The sequence below is a fragment of the Streptomyces sp. NPDC086077 genome (assembly GCF_040686175.1).
GTDB lineage: Bacteria > Actinomycetota > Actinomycetes > Streptomycetales > Streptomycetaceae > Streptomyces.
In genome coordinates, this window is sequence record NZ_JBFBJT010000067.1 from 1 (window position 1) to 18,979 (window position 18,979).

Below are 18,979 nucleotides of genomic sequence, written 5' to 3' on the forward strand. Positions count from 1 at the left end.
GCATCCGGGCGAGTGTCGTGGCCGTCTTCTCGCTCACGACCCGTGTCCTGTCCGGCTCCGGGGGCGGGTGTGAAGCGCCCGTGCGGACGCACCAGCATCGCCCCGGCGACCAGCAGGCCCATCAGGAGGGGCCGGCTCAGTGTCAGCGCCCCCAGCAGGGCCGCGCCGAGGTCGGCGCCGAGCAATGGCACCGGCGAGGCCGGCCGGGCCGCGGGCCGCCGGACCGGGAAGGGGAACCCGGCGCCGCCCCTGCCGGGCGTGGGCACGACCGGGACGGTCGGGAATCCGTGGTCCCGGGGCTGGGCGCCGGGGGAGGGGACCGTGCTTTCCGCAGTGCGTTCCGCAGTCACGAGTGGATGGACTCCCTGTACTCGGTGGGCGCGGCGGGTGCCGGCGTCCCGGTGCCGAGGAGCGCGCGGTACACGTCCTCCATCGCCCCGGCGGCGTGCCGGACGTCGTGTGCGGCCCGTACGTGCCGGCGGCCCTCGTGGCCGAGCCGCTCACGCAGCGGCGGGTCCAGCAGCAGCGCGGTGAGCGCGTCGGCCAGCGCGGGTGGATCCTCCGCCGGCACCAGGCAGTGCGGTGCGTGTCCGGGCGGCAGGCTCTCCCGGGCGCCGTCCACGTCCGTCGCCACCACGGGCCGGCCGCACGCCATCGCCTCCAGCGGGGCCAGTGCCATGCCCTCCCAGCGCGACGGCAGCACGACCACGTCGGCCGCCTGGTACCAGGGCACGGGATCGGCGACCGTTCCGGCGAACAGCACCGGCTCCGGCCCGCGCAGCCGCTCCCGGTCGGGCCCGTCGCCGACCAGCACCAGCCGCGCCCCCGGCACCCGCCGGACCACCGAGGTCCACGCGGCGAGCAGGACGTCCTGTCCCTTCTGCCGGCACAGCCGTCCCACGCAGACCACCAGCGGCGCCCGCGGACCGACGTCCGTACCGAGCGCGGCCCGTACGGTGCCCGCGGCTGCCGGACGGAAGCGGTCGGTGTCGATCCCGTTCGGCACGACCGTCCACCGGGCGTCGATCCCGGCCCGCAGCCCGGTCCGGCACTCCGCCTCGCTCACGCACACCGTCCGGTGCGCCCACCGCGCCCCGAACCGCTCCCACTTCAGCGCCAGCGCGGCCGTCGCCCCGCCGACCGCCTCGAACGACCAGGCGTGCGGCTGGAACACCGTCGGAATCCGCCCCCGCACGGCGATCCGCCCGGCCAGCCCGGCCTTGGCGCTGTGGGCGTGTACCAGATCGGGCCGCACGTCGTCGACCAGCCGCGCCAGCCGGCGTACCTCACCGGTGAGCGAGGGCCCCGGCGCGCGCGTCGCCTGCCAGGGCCGTACGTCGGCCCCCAGTTGCCGGAGGATGTCGCTCAACCCGCTGTCCGGGCAGGCGACCGTGACCCCGAGGCCGGCCGCGAGCTGGGCCCGCGTCAGATCCGCGAGCACACGGGCGACCCCGCCTTCGACGGGCTGCGTGAGGTGGAGGACCCGTGTCCGAGGGTCGGTGGCTGACTGGTGCATTGCGCGGTTTCCTCGCTCACGGATGACGCTGGACGGCGGGTACGCGCCTCACGGCCGGATGTCGGCGGCGACGAAGAGCACACCGGCCCAGGCCGCGTCCCGGTGGGAAACGAGGCGGACGGCCGACTGGTTATCGTTTGATCGGAAACCCGCGGGGGGACCGAACGCGTCCGAGTCGTAGCCGAGCGTGTTCACGGACGACGGAAGTCGCGCGCCCGCCCTTTGACTGGTCGGTGGATTCCGCACGTCATCGTCAGGCCCGGCGGAATCGGTGGACGCGGCCCCGGACACGGTGCGTGACGCCGGGACGGGACCGTGGTCACCGTTGCAGGTGAACGGTCCGACACCTGAACGGTCTGCGCACTCGTGGACGGTGGAGCGGGAGAGGCCCGGCCGCATCCCCTTCGCGGCCGGCGGCGTCGCACGGCGCAGCAGCGAACCCGGGGAATTGCGCATGGCCGCGATGCCCTTTCGAAAGGCGGGCTACAAGGGTGCGTCGGACGGTCCGCAACTCTAGTCGCTACCCACACGAACTATCTGAAACCGGGCATGTGTGTCGGAATCGTGAACGCCACTTCGAGTCGAGATCACCCCATTGGTGGCACAACTCCCGCGCGGGCCGCGCGTTGACACAACGCCGGGCATCCGCCCGGATGTTTGTGTCAACCCCAAGGAGCACCTCTCCATGTCGCGTATCGCGAAGGGCCTGGTTCTGACCTCCGTCGCCGCCGCCACGGCGGCCGGCACCGCCGGCGTGGCCGCCGCCGACAGCGGCGCCCAGGCCGCCGCCGCCCACTCGCCGGGTGTGCTGTCGGGCAACGTCCTCCAGGTTCCCGTGCACGTCCCGGTCAACGTCTGCGGCAACACGGTCGACATCATCGGCCTGCTGAACCCGGCGTTCGGCAACGAGTGCACGAACGACTGACGTCGCAGCAACTCGCCGGCCGGCCGCTCTCCCCGGTGGAGGGCGGCCGGTTCGCCATGTCGTGCCTCGAATGGGGCACGGGCGCGGCGGGTCGGCGTGCGGTGCTCGGGATGCTGTCCCACCAGCGGTGATGCCGGGCAGTCGATGGTGACTCCGTGTGTCGGTCCGGTTGCGAGGTGTGACGGTCACTCGCACGGTGGACACAGACCCCGATGCACCATCGAAAGGAACGCTCATGCGTGGTCTGCCCGCACGGCGTCTCGCGTCCTCCGCGCTCAGCGCCGCCCTCGTCCTCGGCATCGCCGCCCCCGTCGCCCTCGCGGCGGACCACGACTCGGCCCCCTCGCGCACCTCCACGCCCGTCCCCGGCGCGGACGAACTGCTTCCCCAGATCGACTACCTGGCCGGTCTTGACACCGCGTTCACGCCGATCACCGACCTGCTCGACACCGTCCTGGCGGCCGAGGGCGGTCAGCTGACGGAGAGCCAGGCGTCCGCACTGGAGGTCTCGGTACAGGAGGCGATCGAGGAGGTCATGGCGGGAATGCCGGTGGTGACGCCCTCGGCGGCCACGCCGTCGCCGTCCGCCGCGCTTCCCTCGGCGCCCGCCGCTCCCGCGACGCCCGGCGCGCAGGCGACTCCCGCCGCTCCGTCTGCCCCGGCCGCTCCCTCGGTGCCCGCGGCTCCGTCGACCCCGGCCGCCCCGTCGGCGCCCGCCACCCCCGCCGCCCCGACGACTCCCGCGACCAACCTGCCGGCCACGAGTGTTCCCGCGACGACCCTGCCGGCGCCTGTCGACGACGACATCGACATGCCGTCCGCCGACGTGACGGAGGACGCGATCAGCGAGCTGGAGAAGCTGATCGACGAGCTGCTCGACGCGGCCACCTCCGGTGCGGTGAACGAGGTGCTCCCGGCGGCCACGGACGTGATCACCGGCCTGTTGGACATCCTCACCGAGACGCTTGTCGCCGCCGGGCTGCCCGCGCCGAGCCTGCCGGCGGAACCGGCCGCTTCCTGAGGACTCCGAACTGTTATATGAGGAAGCGGAACGCCGTTTCCGCGCCTTTCGGGAATCGTTGGGCACGACGTCAGAATTCCCTCCGGTGACGCCAGTCGCCGACGAAAGGAACACGATGAAGTCCCTGAAGGCTGCCGCTGTCGTTGCCGGGTCCCTGGTCGCCACGGGTGCCGCCGCGCCCGCGTTCGCCGCGTACGACCCGGCCGACGTCATGCCCACCAGCCTCAACGGCGCCGTGAACAAGCTCACCGAGGAACCCATCGACGTCATGCCGCTGAAGCACCAGTCGCGGGCGCTCGACACCGAGAACAAGGACTCGGCGCTCAGCACCGTGAAGGACGCGACCACCACCCTGAACAAGGGCGGGCTGCTGGGTGGCCTGCCGGTCAAGCGCTGACGTCCGCCGGGACGCCACCCGGTGCCGCAGGACGGGCTCCCGAGAGGGCCGTTCACCGAAAGGGCCGATTCCGTACCCCACCGGAGTCGGCCCTTCGCGCGCTGCCGGGGCGCATCCCTCGTTCGGGTGGACACCGCGAGGGCTCTGGGCCGCCCGGGTGACATCGAGGCGGGCACGGACGGGGCCGTGGATATGGTCGCGCGGTGACCACAACCCCCAGCGAAGCCCGCCCGTTCCACTCCGCCGACCTGGGCACGCTCGTCATCATGCCGTGGACCGGAAAGGTCGAGGACGGCAAGGACATGCCCTACCTCCTCGCCTGCTCCCGGGGTGACGCCCCCGACGGTCCCGAGGCGTCGCGCGCCGCCGTCGAGAGACTGCTGAGCGACGCCGGACTGCCCCTCGGCGAGGACCTGATCGACGGCGGCACCAGGCCGAGCCTCCCGGTCACCCTGCTCGTCGTGGCCGGCCAGGCCGTCGTCACCTTGCCGCGTCTCAACGCCCAGTGCGCGGTGCAGCCCGCGTGGCTGCAGGCCGTGGCCAAGCGCGGTTACGCCTACCTGCTGTTCACCGCCCGCCCCTGGTCCGAGGCCCAGGTCGGCAAAGCCGTCACGCCCGACGCGCTGCGTGAGTTCGTCACCGCCGAGGAGACCGTGCAGGCCTCCGTGCACCTGCTTCTGCCCGCGCGCAGCCTGCGTCAGTGATGGCGCGCGTCGGGCAGCACGCGCGCCGGACCGGGACCGCCGGCGCGAGCCGGGCGTTCGCCCTGCTCCTGGTGATCACGGGAGCGGCCGGACTGCTGGCCTCGTGGGTCATCACCCTGGACAAGTTCAAGCTCCTGGAGGACCCCGACTTCACCCCGGGATGCAGCCTGAACCCGGTGGTGTCCTGCGGCAGCGTCATGGAGAGCGACCAGGCCGCGGCCTTCGGGTTTCCCAACCCGATGCTCGGCCTGGTCGCCTACGCCATCGTGATCTGCGTCGGCGTCAGCCTGCTGGCCGGCGCGGGCTTCCCCCGCTGGTACTGGCTGACGTTCGACGCGGGCTGCCTGTTCGGTGTGGGGTTCGTGTCCTGGCTCCAGTTCGAGTCCCTGTACCGGATCAACGCGCTGTGTCTGTGGTGCGCGCTGGCCTGGGCGGCGACCATTCCACTCTTCTGGTACGTGACGTCGTACACCGTGCGCCAGGAATTCCTGCGTGTTCCGCGCTGGTTGCGGACGTTCTTCGACGAGTACACATGGCTGCCGGTGGTGCTGCACCTCGGAATCGTCGGAATGCTCATTCTGACGCGATGGTGGGACTTCTGGACGAGCTGACCCTCGTACTACTGCGGCAGTCGGGCGAATTGTGCGCTGGTGGTGTTTCCCGGCTCGTTACTCGGTACGCACGCACAGCTCGCCGAATTTCCGAAAGGGACCGCATCCGAGATGAAGTCGACCACCCGAGGAACCCTCGCCGCAGTGCTCACGTGTGTGGCGGCCGCCGCGACCGGTGCCGCCACAGCGTCACCCGCCGCCGCGGTCCCCATTCCCGTGCCGCTGGAGGGAGCCGAAACCGCCCTCGGTATGGAACTGCCTCGGCTCGCCGCTGAGGTCCCGACGCCGAAGCCGGGCGTGCCCGACGGGCCGCGGTACGTCGAGGGCCGCTTCCTCCCCGAGCGGGTGCTCCCGCAGGTGCCGGTCAGGGGCGGGCTGCCCGGCGCGGACCTGCGCGCGCCGGTGCCGCGGGCCCTCGGTGACGACTTCGACCACCTGGGCGTCTCCGCGCCCGCCTCCGACCTGCGCACCTTGGCGCCGGGCCTCGACGTGGACGCCCCGCTCACCGCGCCGAACGGCGAGAACTTCGGCATGCCCGAGACGAAGCTGCCTCAGGTGGGCGTGCTGGCACCGGCGCTGCAGACGGTTCCGGGCGCGAACCTGGTCATGGGCCCCGGGCTGTAGGGCCTACCGGGCCCGGGCGCCGACGTCCGGGCCCTCCTCCGTGCGGGCTCTGCTCCGTCCGGGCTCTGACGGTGACCGCCGGGGGTGCCACGCGGTTACTCCGGTACGACAACCGAACCGGAGGAGGAGCACACGATGGTCGTCGGCGGCGGAGTGGCGGAGGGTGCGGAGGGCGGCGGAGCCGCTGGACCGGGAACGGCGGGGGTTGGCGGGGCCGTGGAACCGGGAAGGGCGGGGGGTGGCGGGGCCGTGAGACCGGGGGCGGCGGGGGGCGGGCCGGGTCCGCGGCGGTACGCCGCGCGTGGGGCGGAGCGGGATCTCGGGTGGGGGACGCGGCGGGATGTCGTGCGGGGGCTGCTGGCGTCGGCCGCCGTGCTGGCGGTGCCGGCCTGTGACCCCAGCGGCCTCACCGGCGTGGCATTCGACGAGACGTACCGGGGCCGGCGGATCCGGGGCAGTGGGGACCAGGTCACCGTGGACGGCAGGCCGCTGCATCTGATGCGCCGCGCCGACGGCACCTGGCTGAGCATGATCGACCACTACTGCTCGTACCCCACCCCTCGCGAGGCGGCCCGCGCGGCCGTCGACGAGCTGGGTGTCACGGGACGGCTGCGGCTGACCGAGGGGGACCACCATGGCGTACACGCGTAAGGACGTCAGCACGCTGACCGCCAGTGAGAGGCGGCGGTTCGTCGACGCGCTGCTGGGCCTGAAACGGCGGGGCGAGTACGACGAGTTCGTGCGGATGCACATCGAGTACTACGTCTCCGACGGCGAGAGAGGGTTGCGCTCGGCCCACATGGCGCCGTCCTTCCTGCCGTGGCACCGCCAGTTCCTGCTGGAACTGGAGCGGGCGCTGCAGCGGCTGGATCCGTCGGTGACGGTGCCGTACTGGGACTGGACCCGTGACCGCGGGGCCACATCGGTGCCCTGGACGCCCGACCTGCTGGGCGGCAACGGGCGGCGGTCGGACCGGCAGGTGACCACCGGCCCGTTCGCGTACGCCGAGGGCAACTGGACGATCAACGAGAACGTCTCGGACGTGAGGTTCCTGACCCGGGATCTGGGCAGGGCCCGGGACCCGATCGAGTTGCCGACGAAGAGCGATGTGGAGTCGGCGCTGAAGGACCCGGTCTACGACGTCTCGCCCTGGGACTCCACGGTCACGAAGGGCTTCCGCAACAAGCTGGAGGGGTGGGGCACCGGGCGGGGCAGCGTCTCCTGGAAGAACCACAACCGGGTGCACCGGTGGGTCGGCGGCGTCATGGTCGGCGGCGCCTCCGTCAACGACCCGGTCTTCTGGCTGCACCACGCCTTCGTCGACCTGCTGTGGTCACGCTGGCAGGGGCGGCACCGCAACCACCGCTACCTGCCGGCCGCTCCGCCCGGTCAGGGCGACGCCCAGCGCGGGCGGGTCGTGGCACGGCACGAACCGCTGCCGCCGTGGCGGGTGACGCCGGATCAGCTGGAGGATCACGGGCGGTTCTACCGGTACGGGTGAGCCGGCCCGGACAGGGCAGAGCCCCGGCGCTCGGGGGTGCCGGGGCTCATGAGGTACGGGGAGGCACCTCGGGGGCACTGGCCGGTACCTCGTGAGGTGCGCTCGTCAGTGCCCCTTGGTGTACGGCGTCTCAGCTGCCGTAGCCGTCGACGGCCTTGTCCTTGGTGCTGCTGTCACCGTTGTTCTCGCAGACGTTGCCGAAGGTCGGGTTCAGCAGCGCGATCACGTCGACCGTGTTCCCGCACAGGTTGATCGGCACGTTGACCGGAACCTGGACGACGTTGCCCGACAGCACGCCGGGCGAGTCGGCGGCCGCCCCCAGGGCATCCGCGTCCGCCATGGCCAGGCCCGCTCCGCTGAGGACCATGGCACCCGTGCCCAGAGCCATACCGGCTGCCTTCGCGATGAGCGACATCACGTTCTCCTTAGTTGCTCGGTGAGCGCGGCAGCAGACGTGCCGCCGACTCCCCGTTCAACGCGGGCGACCCGGCAGGGTAACGGTGATCATCTGCGGATCACCCTTTTTGAACATGCACTTCGCCGTCGAACGCGCAGCGGGCCCGATTCACCCCGTCGAGGACGACGGAGTCGGCCGGCGCGCGGCAACTGTCCTTGCTGCTCTCCCGCCCTCAAGCCTCTCCGGCCTTCTTCCGCGCCCTCCTTGCCGCCCACGTCAAGCAGCCCCATCGGGCAACCGCCCCCACGGCGAGGGAGACGAGGACGGCACCCCAGTCGATGACGTGCGGCAACCCTGGAAAGAAGGCGAAGAAGGCAAGGGCCCCGACCAGCCCCACGAGGAACGCGACGCCACCGACCTGCCGCCGCCGCGCATCCTCCGCCTTGCCCGAGCTCCGCCCCTGTCCCTGCTCGATCATGAACGGCTCACTTCGTGATGTGGTGGCACTGGCTTACACGAGGCACGCCGTTGACATGGAGGCGCGCGCATGCCTTTCCATAACGAGGCAGGGTCTGCGGAGGGTTGGTCCGCATGGGGTCGATCTTGCACTCGCTGTGAGTTTTACCGCGTGCTGTGCGGTAGGTGCGGTTGTTGGTGTCGGCGTACGTGAAGTCGATGCGCCAGTTGCAGAAGCCGCTGTTGAGGGCGGCGACGAAGGCGCAGTCGACACCAGCGTTCTGGTAGGTGATCTTTCTGCCGCTGCCGCGGATGACGTGCGTGAACATGCACCCGGTCGGCACCTTCATGGTCATGCCGCCCACGCTGTATTGGAAGGTTCGCACGGGAGTTGACCCGATCGCCCCGGCATGCGCGCCGGTCGGTGTGCTGAGGACGACGGCTCCTGCGGCGGCCAATGCCGCGACGAGACGCCTGATGCTGTGCATGACCCAGGTGGCCCCTTCTGATGATCTCCTGATGAGTACCTGGAGCAACGCGCTCGTGGGGCACGGGTTTGCTGGACCGCGGTCGATTCACTGCCATGAGCGATCAAAGACTCGGCGGCTGACGAGCAGAAACGTTCACTGCTGCCGACGGGTCATCGCCCCGATGAGGGGTTCGAGTCGGACGGGGGAGCCGCCCGGGACGTCGAAGAGGCGGATGCCATCGCCGAGCAGTACCGGCGCGATTCAATAATCGATCTCGTCGATCAGGCCGCGTTGCAGGAGCTGCCGGCCGGCGCTGCGGGAGAAGACCTCGAAATTCTTGCCCCGGGCGGTTCCCAGCCCGTCGCCGGGGCGGACGTCCCAGCCGTCCCGGTCACCCGGACGGCGCCGGCGGTCCCGGCGTACGCCTCGATGAGGCTCCAGCCCATTGCGTGGTGAGGCCCTGCGACGAGCCCGTCCAGCGACGAGACCGGTCGAAGAAGGCCCTGAGCAGCGAAAAAGCCCTCCCGAAGGAGGGCGGAGACTGGGCGCCCCCGGCAGGACTCGAACCTGCGGCCAAGCGCTTAGAAGGCGCCTGCTCTATCCACTGAGCTACGGGGGCCGGGTGTGTGGCCTCTGTCGTGGGTGCCCGGGTGTGGGCCGATCCGTGACGTCGCCGGGGACAAGGATAGAGCTCCCGGATCCTTGACCCTGTTGCTTCGCCTCCGTGGCTCGATGTGGAGGTTCGGTGAAGCGGTCCTGATAATCGCAGGCAGGTACGAATCGTGCATCGCTTTTGGCCTCTCGCGAGCCGGGTGTTGTGCACTCGTTATGCCTGGACTGTGTCCGTGTCCCAGTCGCCCCTTCCGTCCGTTGTGTTCCGTCGGCGCGCAGACATGCCCATATGCTTCAGATATCACGTAAAATTGGGCATTCTTCGCATGTGGTGACCTTGGACGTACGGCCTCAGCTGCTCGACGCACTTTCCGCGCTGCGCGACCGCGTCGCCGCCGCACGCTTTCCGCTTCCCCTGGCGGGCGCCCCGCGCGCGCGTGCCAACCGCGACGAACTGCTCGCCCAGCTCGACGACTATTTGGTGCCCCGCCTGAGAGCGCCTGAAGCGCCTTTGCTGGCCGTCGTGGGGGGCTCCACGGGCGCCGGCAAGTCGACGCTCGTCAACTCGCTCGTCGGCCGCAGGGTGAGCGAGGCCGGTGTCCTGCGGCCCACCACCCGGACGCCCGTACTGGTCTGCCATCCGGAGGACCATCACTGGTTCAGCGGCATGCGTGTACTGCCCGACCTCGCGCGCGTGTGGGTGCCTCACCACGAGTCCGACGACGATCCGGTGGTTGCCGGCGACACCCCCCCACGCGTGCTGCGTATCGAGACGGCCGAGACCTTGCCACGGGGCATCGCCCTCCTCGACGCACCCGACATCGACTCCCTCGTCGCCGACAACCGCACCCTCGCCGCCGAACTCATCTGCGCCGCCGACATCTGGGTCATGGTCACCACGGCGGCCCGTTACGCCGACGCGATCCCGTGGCACCTGCTGCGCACCGCCAAGGAGTACGACGCCACCCTGGTCACCGTCCTCGACCGGGTCCCCCACCAGGTGGTCTCCGAGGTCTCCCGGCAGTACGCCGCCCTGCTCACCAAGGCCGGCCTCGGCGACGTACCCCGCTTCACCGTGCCCGAGCTGCCCGAGTCCGCCTGGGGCGGCGGCCTGCTGCCGGCCACCGCCGTGGCGTCGCTGCGCACCTGGCTCGTCCAGCAGGCCCAGGATCCGGGGACCCGCCAGCACACCATGGCCCGTACGGCGTACGGCGTCCTCGCCTCACTCAAGTCGCGGATGCCCGAGCTGGCCGGCGCGGCAGCCGCCCAGTACGCCGCCGCCCTCCGGCTCACCTCCGCCGTCGACCTCGCCTACGACAGCGAGCACGCGCGCGTAAGAGGGCGCCTGCAGTCCGGTGCCGTGCTCGCCGGGGACGCCTTGAAGCGCTGGCGGGCCTTTCCGCTCGACTGCAAGGCCGGCGAGCTTCTGGACGCCCTCGTGGAGAGCCTCGGCGCCCTCCTGCTGTGCGCCGTCACCGCCGCCGACGAGCGTGTCGACGAGGCCTGGCGGCGCGAACCCGCGGCGAGCGCGCCGGAGCTCTCGGACCGGGACGCGTCCACCGAGAACGCCGAGCACCGCATCGGTATGGCGGTACGGCGGTGGCGGCGCGAGCTGGAGGAGTACGCGGAGGACGAGGTCCGCGACCTCGACCGCGGCATCGCGCCGGATCCCGAGGTGGTCGCCGTCCTCGTCGTCACCGCGCTGCTGGGAGGCCGCCGGGCCCGTTCCGCGGGCGAGGGGCTCGCCGAGCGGCTCGGGGCGCACGGGGCGCTGCGGCTGCGTGACCGGGGCGGGCGGCTGCTCAACGACTGCGTGGACCGGGTCATGCAGAACGAACGCGAGCGCCGTCTCGCGCCCCTCGACGCCCTCGACGTCCATCCCGAACCGCAGGCGGAACTCATCGCCGCGTTGTCCGTACTGCAGAAGGAGAGGTGACCGGTGACTGCTGTCACTGACCAGGACCACACGGAACACGCCGATCCCGAACAACCGGAGCGGCGGCCGGAGAAGGCGGAAGCGCGGGCGGGGGCGGAGGGCCTGACCGGGTCGGTGCGGCCAGGCGGGTCAGCGAAGCCGGACGGGGCGGAGAAGCGGGACGGGGCGGAGAGGCCGGACGCGTCGGAGAGGCCGGAGGGTTCGGAGCAGTCGGAGGGGGCGGAGCAGGTGAAGGGGACGGAGGGGTTTGAGCGGCCGGAGGGGTCTCAGGGATCCGAAGGGCCGGGTGGGATCGACGGCTCGCTAGGGGCAGACGGGGCGGAGGGGGTGGGTGCCACGGAGGAACGCGAGGACGGCCGCATGGAGGGTTGGCCGGACGGGTGGTCGGTGAAGCGCGCCGAGGGTGGTGATTCCGAGCGTCCTGGCTCTGCGGGTCGTACCCCTGAGGGGTCCGAGAGCCCGGAACCGTTGGGTCGCGCCTCCGAGGTGGGCGCCCCGGCGGACCCCGACCCTCAGGACTCTGCCGCCCTTGAGGAGCCTGACGCCGCCGACCGGGACCACGTGGAGGGTGATTGGGAAAAGGGGACCATTGGGGAGGATTACGGAAAGGGCTCCCTCAACGAGGAAGATTTCGAAAAGGGTTCCTCGGAGGAGAGCGTCGATTCCGAAAACGTTTCAAAGGGTTCTCCGGAGGGCGGGGACTCGGAAAAGGACGACTCCGCCGCCAAAAGGGACTCCTCTTGGAGGGCGGATTGGGCAAGCGGTGCCTTTAGGCGGCCCTGGAAGGTACTGCGCAAGGCGGGGGAGTCCGGCACGGGAGAGCAGCGGGGTGGCGCATCGGAGGAGAGCGGGGAGCACACGGGCGTAAAGGACCGCTTTCGCCGCGACGACGACTCCCACCAGGAGGACGGCTCTCGTCGCGACCGCGGCACCACGCGCCGCGCCGACGCCTCCCGACCTGACGACACCAAGGGCCGTACGGGCCTCCTCGGCCGCGGCGACACCAAGGGGCGCGCCCACACCCAAGGGCGTGACGACGCGAAGGCGCGTGCCGATGCCAAGGGCCGTGACGACGCCTCCCGACGTGACGACACCAAGGGCCGTACCGTCGCCCCAGGGCGCAGCGACACCAGGGGTCGTGGCGGCATCCTCCGCCGCGACGACACCAAGGGTCGTTCCGGCATCCTGCGTCGCGATGACACCGCCGGTCGGACCGGCCCTCGCCGCGACGGCACCACGGGCCGCTCCGGCCCACCCGTTCACGTGGGCACCCCGAGCCGCAGCGACACCACCCGCCGCGACGTCCCCTCCCGTCGCAGGGAGTCCGAAGGCGCCTGGGACGACGGGCTGATCGCGCGCCGGGTGACCGAGGGGTCCGGCGGTGAGCAGGCCGCCGTCGTGCAGACCCGGCCGAGCGGGGCGCAGAGCGTGGCGCCGCTGGCGTACGACGGTCCGTTGCGATCGAGGCTGGACGCGATGCGTGAGCTGGTGGGGCTGTCGCGCACCCGGCTCGACAGCAGGACGCTCGCCGAGGCGGGCCGGGTGCTGGACGAGGCCGCCGCGCGACGCAAGCTCTCCGGGCAGCACACCGTCGTCGCCATCGCGGGCGCGAGCGGCAGCGGCAAGTCGCAGTTGTTCAACGCGCTCGCCGGGGTGGCCATCTCGGAGACCGGCGTACGCCGGCCCACGACGGCCGCGCCCATCGCGTGCAGTTGGAGCGACGGCGCGGCGACCCTCATCGACCGGCTCGGCATCCCGGGGCGGCTGCGCCGGCGCCCGTTGCAGAGCCCGGAGGCGGAGGAGCAGTTGCGCGGGCTGGTCCTGGTGGACCTGCCCGACCTCGACTCCGCTGCCGTACAGCACCGCGAACAGGCCGAGCGGCTGCTGGACCTCGTGGACGCGGTCATCTGGGTGGTGGATCCGGAGAAGTACGCCGACGCCGTCCTCCACGAGCGCTATCTGCGGCCCATGGCGGGGCACGCGGAGGTCATGTTCGTGGTCCTCAACCAGGTCGACCGGCTCCCCGGGGAGGCTGCCGACCAGGTGCTCGACGATCTGCGCCGACTGCTGGACGAGGACGGGATCGCCCTGGGGGAGTTCGACGAACCGGGCGCGGCCGTACTCGCGCTGTCGGCGCTCACCGGCGAGGGCATCGGGGAACTCCGTGAGGTGCTCGGGCAGTTCGTGACGGAGAGGGGGGCCGCGGCACGGCGTATCTCCGCCGATCTCGATGCCGCCGCGGCGCGGCTGCGGCCTGTCTACGCCACCCGGCGGCGTACGGGGCTCAGCGAGCAGGCGCGCGACGAGTTCTCGGCACGGCTGGCGGACGCCGTGGGCGCCACCGCCGCCGGCGAGGCGGCCGAACGGGCCTGGCTGCGCAATGCCAACCGCGCTTGCGGGACGCCTTGGCTGCGGCTGTGGCGGTGGATCCAGGACCGGACCGAACTTCCGACGGGCCGACTGCCCTTGCGCTCACAGGCCGACGAGCAGGCCACCGCCCGGCAGCGGGTGGAGCAGGCGGTGCGTACGGTGGCCGACCAGGCGTCGGCCGGGCTGCCCGCGCCGTGGGCGCAGGCCGTGCGGGAGGCCGCCACGCGCGGGTCCCAGGGGTTGCCCGAGGCGCTGGACGTGCTGGCGGCGCGGGCCGGATTGCCGCCGGGGCGGCCGCCCCGGCCGGGCTGGTGGCCGGCGGCCGTGCTGGTGCAGGCGGCCATGACGATCGTCCAGATCGTGGGCGGGCTGTGGCTGGTGGGGCAGATCGTCGGGGTCATGGCGCCGAATCTCGGGGTGCCGGTGCTGCTGATGCTGTCCGGGATCATCGGCGGCCCGCTCGTGGAGTGGAGCTGCAAACTGGCCGCACGGGGGCCGTCCCGGCGGTACGGGCAGGAGGCGGAGCGGCGACTACGGGAGGCGGCGGCCGGGTGCGGGCGGGCTCGGGTGCTGGATCCGGTGGCTGCCGAACTGCTGCGCTACCGGGAGGTGCGGGAGCAGTACGCGCGGGTCATGGGGGCTGGGGCGGGGGTGAGATAGGGCGCGCCCCGACAGGATGTCCCTCGAACGGGTTGCGGAGTTTTCCACAGGCTCGGGGGTCGTCCACAGCTCTCAGCGGGCTCGGTTCGACGGAGGCAGTCTGGCTTCGCGGCGATCGCGACGGAAGCGGTCGCCGCGACGGTGGCGGTACGCGGATGAGCGCGGCCGCCGCCGGCAGACGCAGCCGTACGGGACGGGCCCGTACGCGTGTCCGCCCGGTGCGAGCGGCCGGGCGGGGGAGGGATACGACGAGGATGAACGAGACGATGGTGTGTGCGGTCGGGAACGTGGCGACGCAGCCGGTCTACCGGGAGCTGGCCGCGGGGCCGTCGGCACGGTTCCGGCTGGCGGTGACGGCCCGGTACTGGGACCGGGAGAAGAACGCGTGGACGGACGGCCACACCAACTTCTTCACGGTGTGGGCCAACCGGCAGCTCGCCACCAACGCGGCGGCCTCCCTGGGCGTGGGCGATCCGGTCGTGGTGCAGGGCCGGCTGAAGGTGCGGACGGATGTGCGCGAGGGACAGAGCTGGACCTCGGCCGACATCGACGCCGTGGCGATCGGCCACGATCTGGCGCGCGGGACCTCGGCGTTCCGGCGGGGGAGTGTCAAGGGCGAGGCAGTGGGCGCCGTTTCACCGCAGCTGCCCGAGCCGGTGTGGGAGACGCCCGTCGGCGGGGAGCCCGAGGACGGCACGGCGGATACGGAGTCCCCACGGCAGGCGGAGGCCGCGGCGGTGACGTGACGCCGGCTGTGCGACGTCCCTGGCGTGGCATCCCCCGGCGTGACACTCCCTGGGGCTGCCCGAACTACGGCTGGCGTATACGGCTGGCGTACACGGCTGTCCGTAGCACGGCTGTCCGAACTGTGGCTAGCTGAACCACGGTTGTCCGAACTGCGGCTTATCGGCGAAAGCGCACCGAGGGGACCTCGGTGGATTTGTCGATAAGCCTGTTCGCAAAGGGGCTGGGCGATAACGATTGCGATTCGGATCCGTGGTCCGACGGGATCACCGGGAAGCCTGGTGCGCCCGCATCCCTAGGATGCCGAACATGGCTCTTGTGGCTTGAGATTCTGCTGGTGGGACCGTACCCCCACGTCAACGGGTCCTGCTCGAAGGGGAATTCTGTGTTTTCTTCGTTCTCCGCACTGTCCGTGTGCAGGCGAGGCGCAGCCCGCCTCGCCGCTGTGACGCTGGCGTCCGGACTCGCTGTCGGCGGTGCCCTGGTGACGGCCGGCCCCGCCGTCGCCGACACCGCGCCCACGCAGCCCCAGGGCGGAGCGACCGCGACCATAGGCGGTTTGAAGACGTACGGCGCGGCGAGAGTGCACTCCGCCGAAGGCGACCTGGAGATCTCGGCCGGCCTGTTCGAGATGTCCGTCGAGGGCGGCGGCATGCTGCAGACGTACTGCGTGGACATCCACAACCCCACGCAGAAGGATGCCGAGTACCACGAGACGCCCTGGAGCGGCACCTCCCTGGGTGCCAACGACGACGCCGGCCGCATCCGCTGGATCCTGCAGAACTCCTACCCGCAGGTGAACGACCTCGCCTCGCTGGCGAAGAAGGCGGGCGTGCGGGGCGCTCTCAGCGAGCAGGACGCGGCGGCCGGCACACAGGTGGCCATCTGGCGGTACTCGGACGGGGTGGACGTCGACGCCGTCGACCCGGAGGCCGAGAAGCTCGCGGACTTTCTCGAGAAGAGCGCCCGTGACGTGGCGGAACCCCCGGCGTCGCTGACACTCGACCCGCCCGCCCTCTCCGGCCATCCCGGTGGACTGCTCGGCCCGGTGACCGTGCACACCGACGCGGAGAGCGTGACGGTGACCCCGCCGGCCGACGCCGCGGCGAGGGGCGTGCGGATCGTCGGCAAGGACGGCAAGGACGCCGCCACCGCGAAGGACGGCAGCGAACTGTTCTTCCTGGTGCCGGAGGACACCGCGGACGGCTCGGCCGAGCTGACCGTGCAGGCGTCGACCACCGTGCCGGTCGGCCGCGCCTTCGCCTCCGAGACCAGAAGCCAGACGCAGATCCTGGCCGGCTCCAGCGAGTCGACGGTGACGGCGACGGCGGGTGCGAACTGGGCGGAGAAGGGCGCGGTACCCGCACTGTCCGCGACCGAGAACTGCGCCGAGGGCGGCGTGGACATCGCCGCGATCAACGAGGGCGACGAGGCGTTCACCTTCGAGCTGATGGGCGCCGAGTACACGATCGCGCCCGGTGAGACGCGTACGGTGACCGTCCCTCTCCAGGAGGACCAGGCCTACGACTTCACGATCACCGGCCCTGGCAGCTACGAGAAGCGCTTCACCGGCGTCCTGGACTGCCGCACCCAGGCCGACGAGGTCTCCGAGGCGGGCGAGTCGACCCAGATCCTCACCCAGCCGAGCCCGGCGACGTTCGGCAGCACCTCCGCCGACGTCAACCTCGCCGCCACCGGCAGCTCCGACACGACTCCGGCGATCGCGGGGGTGGCCATCGGCCTGGTGGTGATCGGCGGGGCGGCACTGGTCCTGGTCCGCAAGAGGAAGCAACCCTGACACGAGAGTCCCGGTCGGCGCCGGGCACCGGCGACACAGCGATCCGGCTGTAGAGCGCTACAGCGTCAGAAGCCCACGGTATCTGAACTGATCATCAGAGCCGTGGGCTTCTTCTGTTCCGCGCAGTTTCGATCACTCCGCGCCATCCGCGGCGAATCCGGAACGGCGCGCGGAATCCAGGAAGAGGATCCGGCCGGTTGTGCCACACGGTAGCCGGCGGCCGGCCCAATGCCCGAATCGGTTCGCGTCGGATCGGTTGTCCTCGTCGGCCACGCCAATCGGGTCCCACTCGTTGAGCAGGTGCCGTAGGTCGTCGTGCGCGTCCGTTGCTGTCATGGCGGCAGGATGCCATGTCCGGCGCGCGCTCCTTCTCGGGCCGTCTCTGGGCCGTGGGAGGGGGCCCGAGGGCACTCGGAGGCGACCGACGGTGACAGGGGGACATGCGGTAGCCGTCTGCGAAACCCCAGGTCGGAGGCCCCGGACCAAACGCGTTTCCGCACAGGGGTGGCGGTACGGCAAGATGGGGTGTATCTGCCCACTGCCAGATTCAAGCTGCCGGACGGTTTCTCTTGGCTGAGTTCATTTACACCATGCGCAAGGCGCGCAAAGCGCACGGCGACAAGGTGATCCTCGACGACGTCACCCTGAACTTCCTGCCGGGGGCGAAGATCGGCGTCGTCGGTCCGAACGGTGCCGGTAAGTCGACCGTGCTGAAGATCATGGCCGGGCTGGAGCAGCCGTCCAACGGTGACGCCTTCATCTCTCCCGGCTACAGCGTCGGCATCCTGATGCAGGAGCCCACGCTCACGGAGGACAAGACGGTCCTGGAGAACGTCCAGGAGGGCGTTGCCGAGACCAAGGGCAAGCTCGACCGGTTCAACGAGATCGCCGAGCAGATGGCGACCGACTACTCGGACGCGCTGCTCGACGAGATGGGCAAGCTCCAGGAGGATCTGGACCACGCCAACGCGTGGGACCTCGACGCCCAGCTGGAGCAGGCCATGGACGCCCTGGGCTGCCCGCCCGGCGACTGGCAGGTCACCAACCTCTCCGGTGGCGAGAAGCGCCGCGTCGCGCTCTGCAAGCTGCTGCTGGAGGCCCCCGACCTGCTGCTCCTCGACGAGCCCACCAACCACCTGGACGCCGAGTCCGTGAACTGGCTGGAGCAGCACCTCGCCAAGTACGCGGGCACCGTCGTGGCCATCACCCACGACCGGTACTTCCTGGACAACGTCGCCGAGTGGATCCTCGAACTCGACCGCGGCCGCGCCTACCCGTACGAGGGCAACTACTCCACGTACCTGGAGACCAAGCAGACCCGTCTGAAGGTCGAGGGGCAGAAGGACGCCAAGCGCGCCAAGCGCCTCAAGGAGGAGCTGGAGTGGGTCCGCTCCAACGCCAAGGGGCGGCAGGCCAAGTCCAAGGCGCGTCTGGCCCGCTACGAGGAGATGGCCGCCGAGGCGGAGAAGATGCGGAAGCTGGACTTCGAGGAGATCCAGATCCCGCCGGGCCCGCGGCTCGGCAGCATCGTCGTCGAGGTCAACAACCTCAACAAGGCCTTCGGCGACAAGGTCCTCATCGACGACCTCAGCTTCACGCTGCCGCGTAACGGGATCGTCGGCGTCATCGGCCCCAACGGCGCCGGCAAGACCACCCTCTTCAAGATGATCCAGGGCCTGGAGGCCCCCGACTCCGGCACGATCAAGGTCGGCGACACCGTCAAGATCTCGTACGTCGACCAGAGCCGCGAGAACATCGACCCGAAGAAGACCCTGTGGGCCGTGGTCAGCGATGAGCTGGACTACATCAACGTGGGCCAGGTCGAGATGCCGTCGCGGGCGTATGTCTCCGCCTTCGGCTTCAAGGGGCCGGACCAGCAGAAGCCGGCCGGTGTGCTCTCCGGCGGTGAGCGCAACCGCCTCAACCTCGCGCTCACCCTCAAGCAGGGCGGCAACCTGCTGCTCCTCGACGAGCCGACCAACGACCTCGACGTCGAGACCCTCTCCAGCCTGGAGAACGCGCTGCTGGAGTTCCCCGGCTGCGCCGTGGTCGTCTCCCACGACCGGTGGTTCCTCGACCGCGTCGCGACGCACATCCTCGCCTACGAGGGTGATTCCAAGTGGTTCTGGTTCGAGGGCAACTTCGAGTCGTACGAGAAGAACAAGATCGAGCGACTGGGTCCGGACGCCGCTCGTCCGCACCGCGCCACCTACAAGAAGCTGACCCGGGGCTGATCT

18 protein-coding genes, 1 tRNA gene and 1 pseudogene are annotated in these 18,979 nt (G+C 71.0%); 13 read left to right on the top strand and 7 right to left on the bottom strand.

The window, feature by feature from the left end; genetic code table 11:
* Together AB0O67_RS20305 and AB0O67_RS20310 are read right to left on the bottom strand one after the other, a co-directional pair.
* Positions 1-350, bottom strand: a pseudogene (locus tag AB0O67_RS20305) (hypothetical protein); the annotation flags it as partial.
* Complete coding sequence (locus AB0O67_RS20310; RefSeq protein WP_365451895.1) at positions 347-1,516, bottom strand: glycosyltransferase; 1,170 nt, start codon at positions 1,514-1,516, stop codon at positions 347-349. The pseudogene AB0O67_RS20305 and the gene AB0O67_RS20310, both read right to left, overlap by 4 nt.
* A 685-nt stretch (positions 1,517-2,201) precedes the next feature.
* Between AB0O67_RS20310 and chpG the strand changes: the two genes are divergently transcribed.
* The 8 genes from chpG (at position 2,202) to AB0O67_RS20350 (ending at position 7,299) form a co-directional block, all read left to right on the top strand.
* Entirely contained in the window at positions 2,202-2,441 is a 240-nt protein-coding gene (gene chpG / locus AB0O67_RS20315) for a chaplin ChpG (RefSeq protein ID WP_365451897.1), read from the top strand.
* A 235-nt stretch (positions 2,442-2,676) separates the two neighbouring features.
* The gene (locus AB0O67_RS20320) at positions 2,677-3,462 is read left to right on the top strand and encodes a hypothetical protein (RefSeq protein ID WP_365451899.1); all 786 of its coding nucleotides are present in this window, start codon (positions 2,677-2,679) and stop codon (positions 3,460-3,462) included.
* A gap of 115 nt (positions 3,463-3,577) precedes the next feature.
* A complete protein-coding gene (locus AB0O67_RS20325) occupies positions 3,578-3,859 on the top strand; it encodes a hypothetical protein (protein WP_365451901.1) in 282 nt (93 codons plus the stop codon).
* A gap of 203 nt (positions 3,860-4,062) precedes the next feature.
* Positions 4,063-4,563, top strand: a complete 501-nt coding sequence (locus tag AB0O67_RS20330) for a DUF5949 family protein (RefSeq protein ID WP_365451903.1) — start codon at positions 4,063-4,065, stop codon at positions 4,561-4,563.
* Positions 4,563-5,174, top strand: a complete 612-nt coding sequence (locus AB0O67_RS20335; RefSeq protein WP_365451959.1) for a vitamin K epoxide reductase family protein — start codon at positions 4,563-4,565, stop codon at positions 5,172-5,174. The genes AB0O67_RS20330 and AB0O67_RS20335 overlap by 1 nt, the downstream gene beginning before the upstream one ends.
* Before the next feature lie 111 nt (positions 5,175-5,285).
* Complete coding sequence (locus AB0O67_RS20340) at positions 5,286-5,798, top strand: hypothetical protein (RefSeq protein ID WP_365451905.1); 513 nt, start codon at positions 5,286-5,288, stop codon at positions 5,796-5,798.
* Between the two features lie 153 nt (positions 5,799-5,951).
* Entirely contained in the window at positions 5,952-6,449 is a 498-nt protein-coding gene (locus AB0O67_RS20345; RefSeq protein WP_365451961.1) for a tyrosinase family oxidase copper chaperone, read from the top strand.
* Entirely contained in the window at positions 6,433-7,299 is an 867-nt protein-coding gene (locus AB0O67_RS20350; RefSeq protein WP_365451907.1) for a tyrosinase family protein, read from the top strand. The genes AB0O67_RS20345 and AB0O67_RS20350 overlap by 17 nt, the downstream gene beginning before the upstream one ends.
* A gap of 130 nt (positions 7,300-7,429) precedes the next feature.
* Here the strand turns inward: AB0O67_RS20350 and AB0O67_RS20355 are convergent, their stop codons facing one another.
* From AB0O67_RS20355 to AB0O67_RS20370, 4 genes are all read right to left on the bottom strand, one after another.
* Positions 7,430-7,714: a chaplin gene (locus tag AB0O67_RS20355; protein ID WP_365451909.1), complete on the bottom strand. Its 285-nt coding sequence runs from the start codon at positions 7,712-7,714 to the stop codon at positions 7,430-7,432.
* A 214-nt stretch (positions 7,715-7,928) separates the two neighbouring features.
* Positions 7,929-8,174: a hypothetical protein gene (locus tag AB0O67_RS20360; RefSeq protein WP_365451911.1), complete on the bottom strand. Its 246-nt coding sequence runs from the start codon at positions 8,172-8,174 to the stop codon at positions 7,929-7,931.
* Between the two features lie 7 nt (positions 8,175-8,181).
* The gene (locus AB0O67_RS20365; RefSeq protein ID WP_365451913.1) at positions 8,182-8,640 is read right to left on the bottom strand and encodes a hypothetical protein; all 459 of its coding nucleotides are present in this window, start codon (positions 8,638-8,640) and stop codon (positions 8,182-8,184) included.
* Positions 8,641-9,168: 528 nt separating this feature from the next.
* Positions 9,169-9,241, bottom strand: a tRNA-Arg gene (locus tag AB0O67_RS20370).
* A 321-nt stretch (positions 9,242-9,562) separates the two neighbouring features.
* Between AB0O67_RS20370 and AB0O67_RS20375 the strand changes: the two genes are divergently transcribed.
* The 4 genes from AB0O67_RS20375 (at position 9,563) to AB0O67_RS20390 (ending at position 16,742) form a co-directional block, all read left to right on the top strand.
* A complete protein-coding gene (locus AB0O67_RS20375; protein ID WP_365451915.1) occupies positions 9,563-11,170 on the top strand; it encodes a dynamin family protein in 1,608 nt (535 codons plus the stop codon).
* A gap of 1,263 nt (positions 11,171-12,433) precedes the next feature.
* Positions 12,434-14,200, top strand: coding sequence for a YfjP family GTPase (locus tag AB0O67_RS20380; RefSeq protein ID WP_365451917.1), 1,767 nt, complete (start codon positions 12,434-12,436; stop codon positions 14,198-14,200).
* A gap of 254 nt (positions 14,201-14,454) precedes the next feature.
* Positions 14,455-14,946, top strand: coding sequence for a single-stranded DNA-binding protein (locus tag AB0O67_RS20385; protein ID WP_365451919.1), 492 nt, complete (start codon positions 14,455-14,457; stop codon positions 14,944-14,946).
* Positions 14,947-15,329: 383 nt separating this feature from the next.
* Entirely contained in the window at positions 15,330-16,742 is a 1,413-nt protein-coding gene (locus AB0O67_RS20390; protein ID WP_365451921.1) for a Cys-Gln thioester bond-forming surface protein, read from the top strand.
* Between the two features lie 132 nt (positions 16,743-16,874).
* Here the strand turns inward: AB0O67_RS20390 and AB0O67_RS20395 are convergent, their stop codons facing one another.
* Positions 16,875-17,078 carry a hypothetical protein gene (locus tag AB0O67_RS20395; RefSeq protein WP_365451923.1) on the bottom strand — a complete coding sequence of 68 codons (204 nt, stop codon included), beginning with the start codon at positions 17,076-17,078 and terminating at the stop codon, positions 16,875-16,877.
* Positions 17,079-17,311: 233 nt separating this feature from the next.
* Between AB0O67_RS20395 and ettA the strand changes: the two genes are divergently transcribed.
* Positions 17,312-18,976 (top strand): energy-dependent translational throttle protein EttA, encoded by a 1,665-nt coding sequence (gene ettA / locus AB0O67_RS20400; protein ID WP_365451925.1) that lies wholly within the window; start codon positions 17,312-17,314, stop codon positions 18,974-18,976.
* Positions 18,977-18,979 lie beyond the last annotated feature (3 nt).

Bases quoted from the DNA above. Each gene is read 5' to 3' on its own strand.
- AB0O67_RS20340 (WP_365451905.1), top strand. From the start codon at position 5,286: ATGAAGTCGACCACCCGAGGAACCCTCGCCGCAGTGCTCACGTGTGTG.
- AB0O67_RS20365 (WP_365451913.1), bottom strand. From the start codon at position 8,640: ATGCACAGCATCAGGCGTCTCGTCGCGGCATTGGCCGCCGCAGGAGCC.
- chpG (WP_365451897.1), top strand. From the start codon at position 2,202: ATGTCGCGTATCGCGAAGGGCCTGGTTCTGACCTCCGTCGCCGCCGCC.
- AB0O67_RS20310 (WP_365451895.1), bottom strand. From the start codon at position 1,516: ATGCACCAGTCAGCCACCGACCCTCGGACACGGGTCCTCCACCTCACG.
- AB0O67_RS20395 (WP_365451923.1), bottom strand. From the start codon at position 17,078: ATGACAGCAACGGACGCGCACGACGACCTACGGCACCTGCTCAACGAG.
- AB0O67_RS20355 (WP_365451909.1), bottom strand. From the start codon at position 7,714: ATGTCGCTCATCGCGAAGGCAGCCGGTATGGCTCTGGGCACGGGTGCC.
- AB0O67_RS20320 (WP_365451899.1), top strand. From the start codon at position 2,677: ATGCGTGGTCTGCCCGCACGGCGTCTCGCGTCCTCCGCGCTCAGCGCC.
- AB0O67_RS20360 (WP_365451911.1), bottom strand. From the start codon at position 8,174: ATGATCGAGCAGGGACAGGGGCGGAGCTCGGGCAAGGCGGAGGATGCG.
- AB0O67_RS20350 (WP_365451907.1), top strand. From the start codon at position 6,433: ATGGCGTACACGCGTAAGGACGTCAGCACGCTGACCGCCAGTGAGAGG.
- AB0O67_RS20325 (WP_365451901.1), top strand. From the start codon at position 3,578: ATGAAGTCCCTGAAGGCTGCCGCTGTCGTTGCCGGGTCCCTGGTCGCC.
- AB0O67_RS20385 (WP_365451919.1), top strand. From the start codon at position 14,455: ATGAACGAGACGATGGTGTGTGCGGTCGGGAACGTGGCGACGCAGCCG.
- AB0O67_RS20335 (WP_365451959.1), top strand. From the start codon at position 4,563: ATGGCGCGCGTCGGGCAGCACGCGCGCCGGACCGGGACCGCCGGCGCG.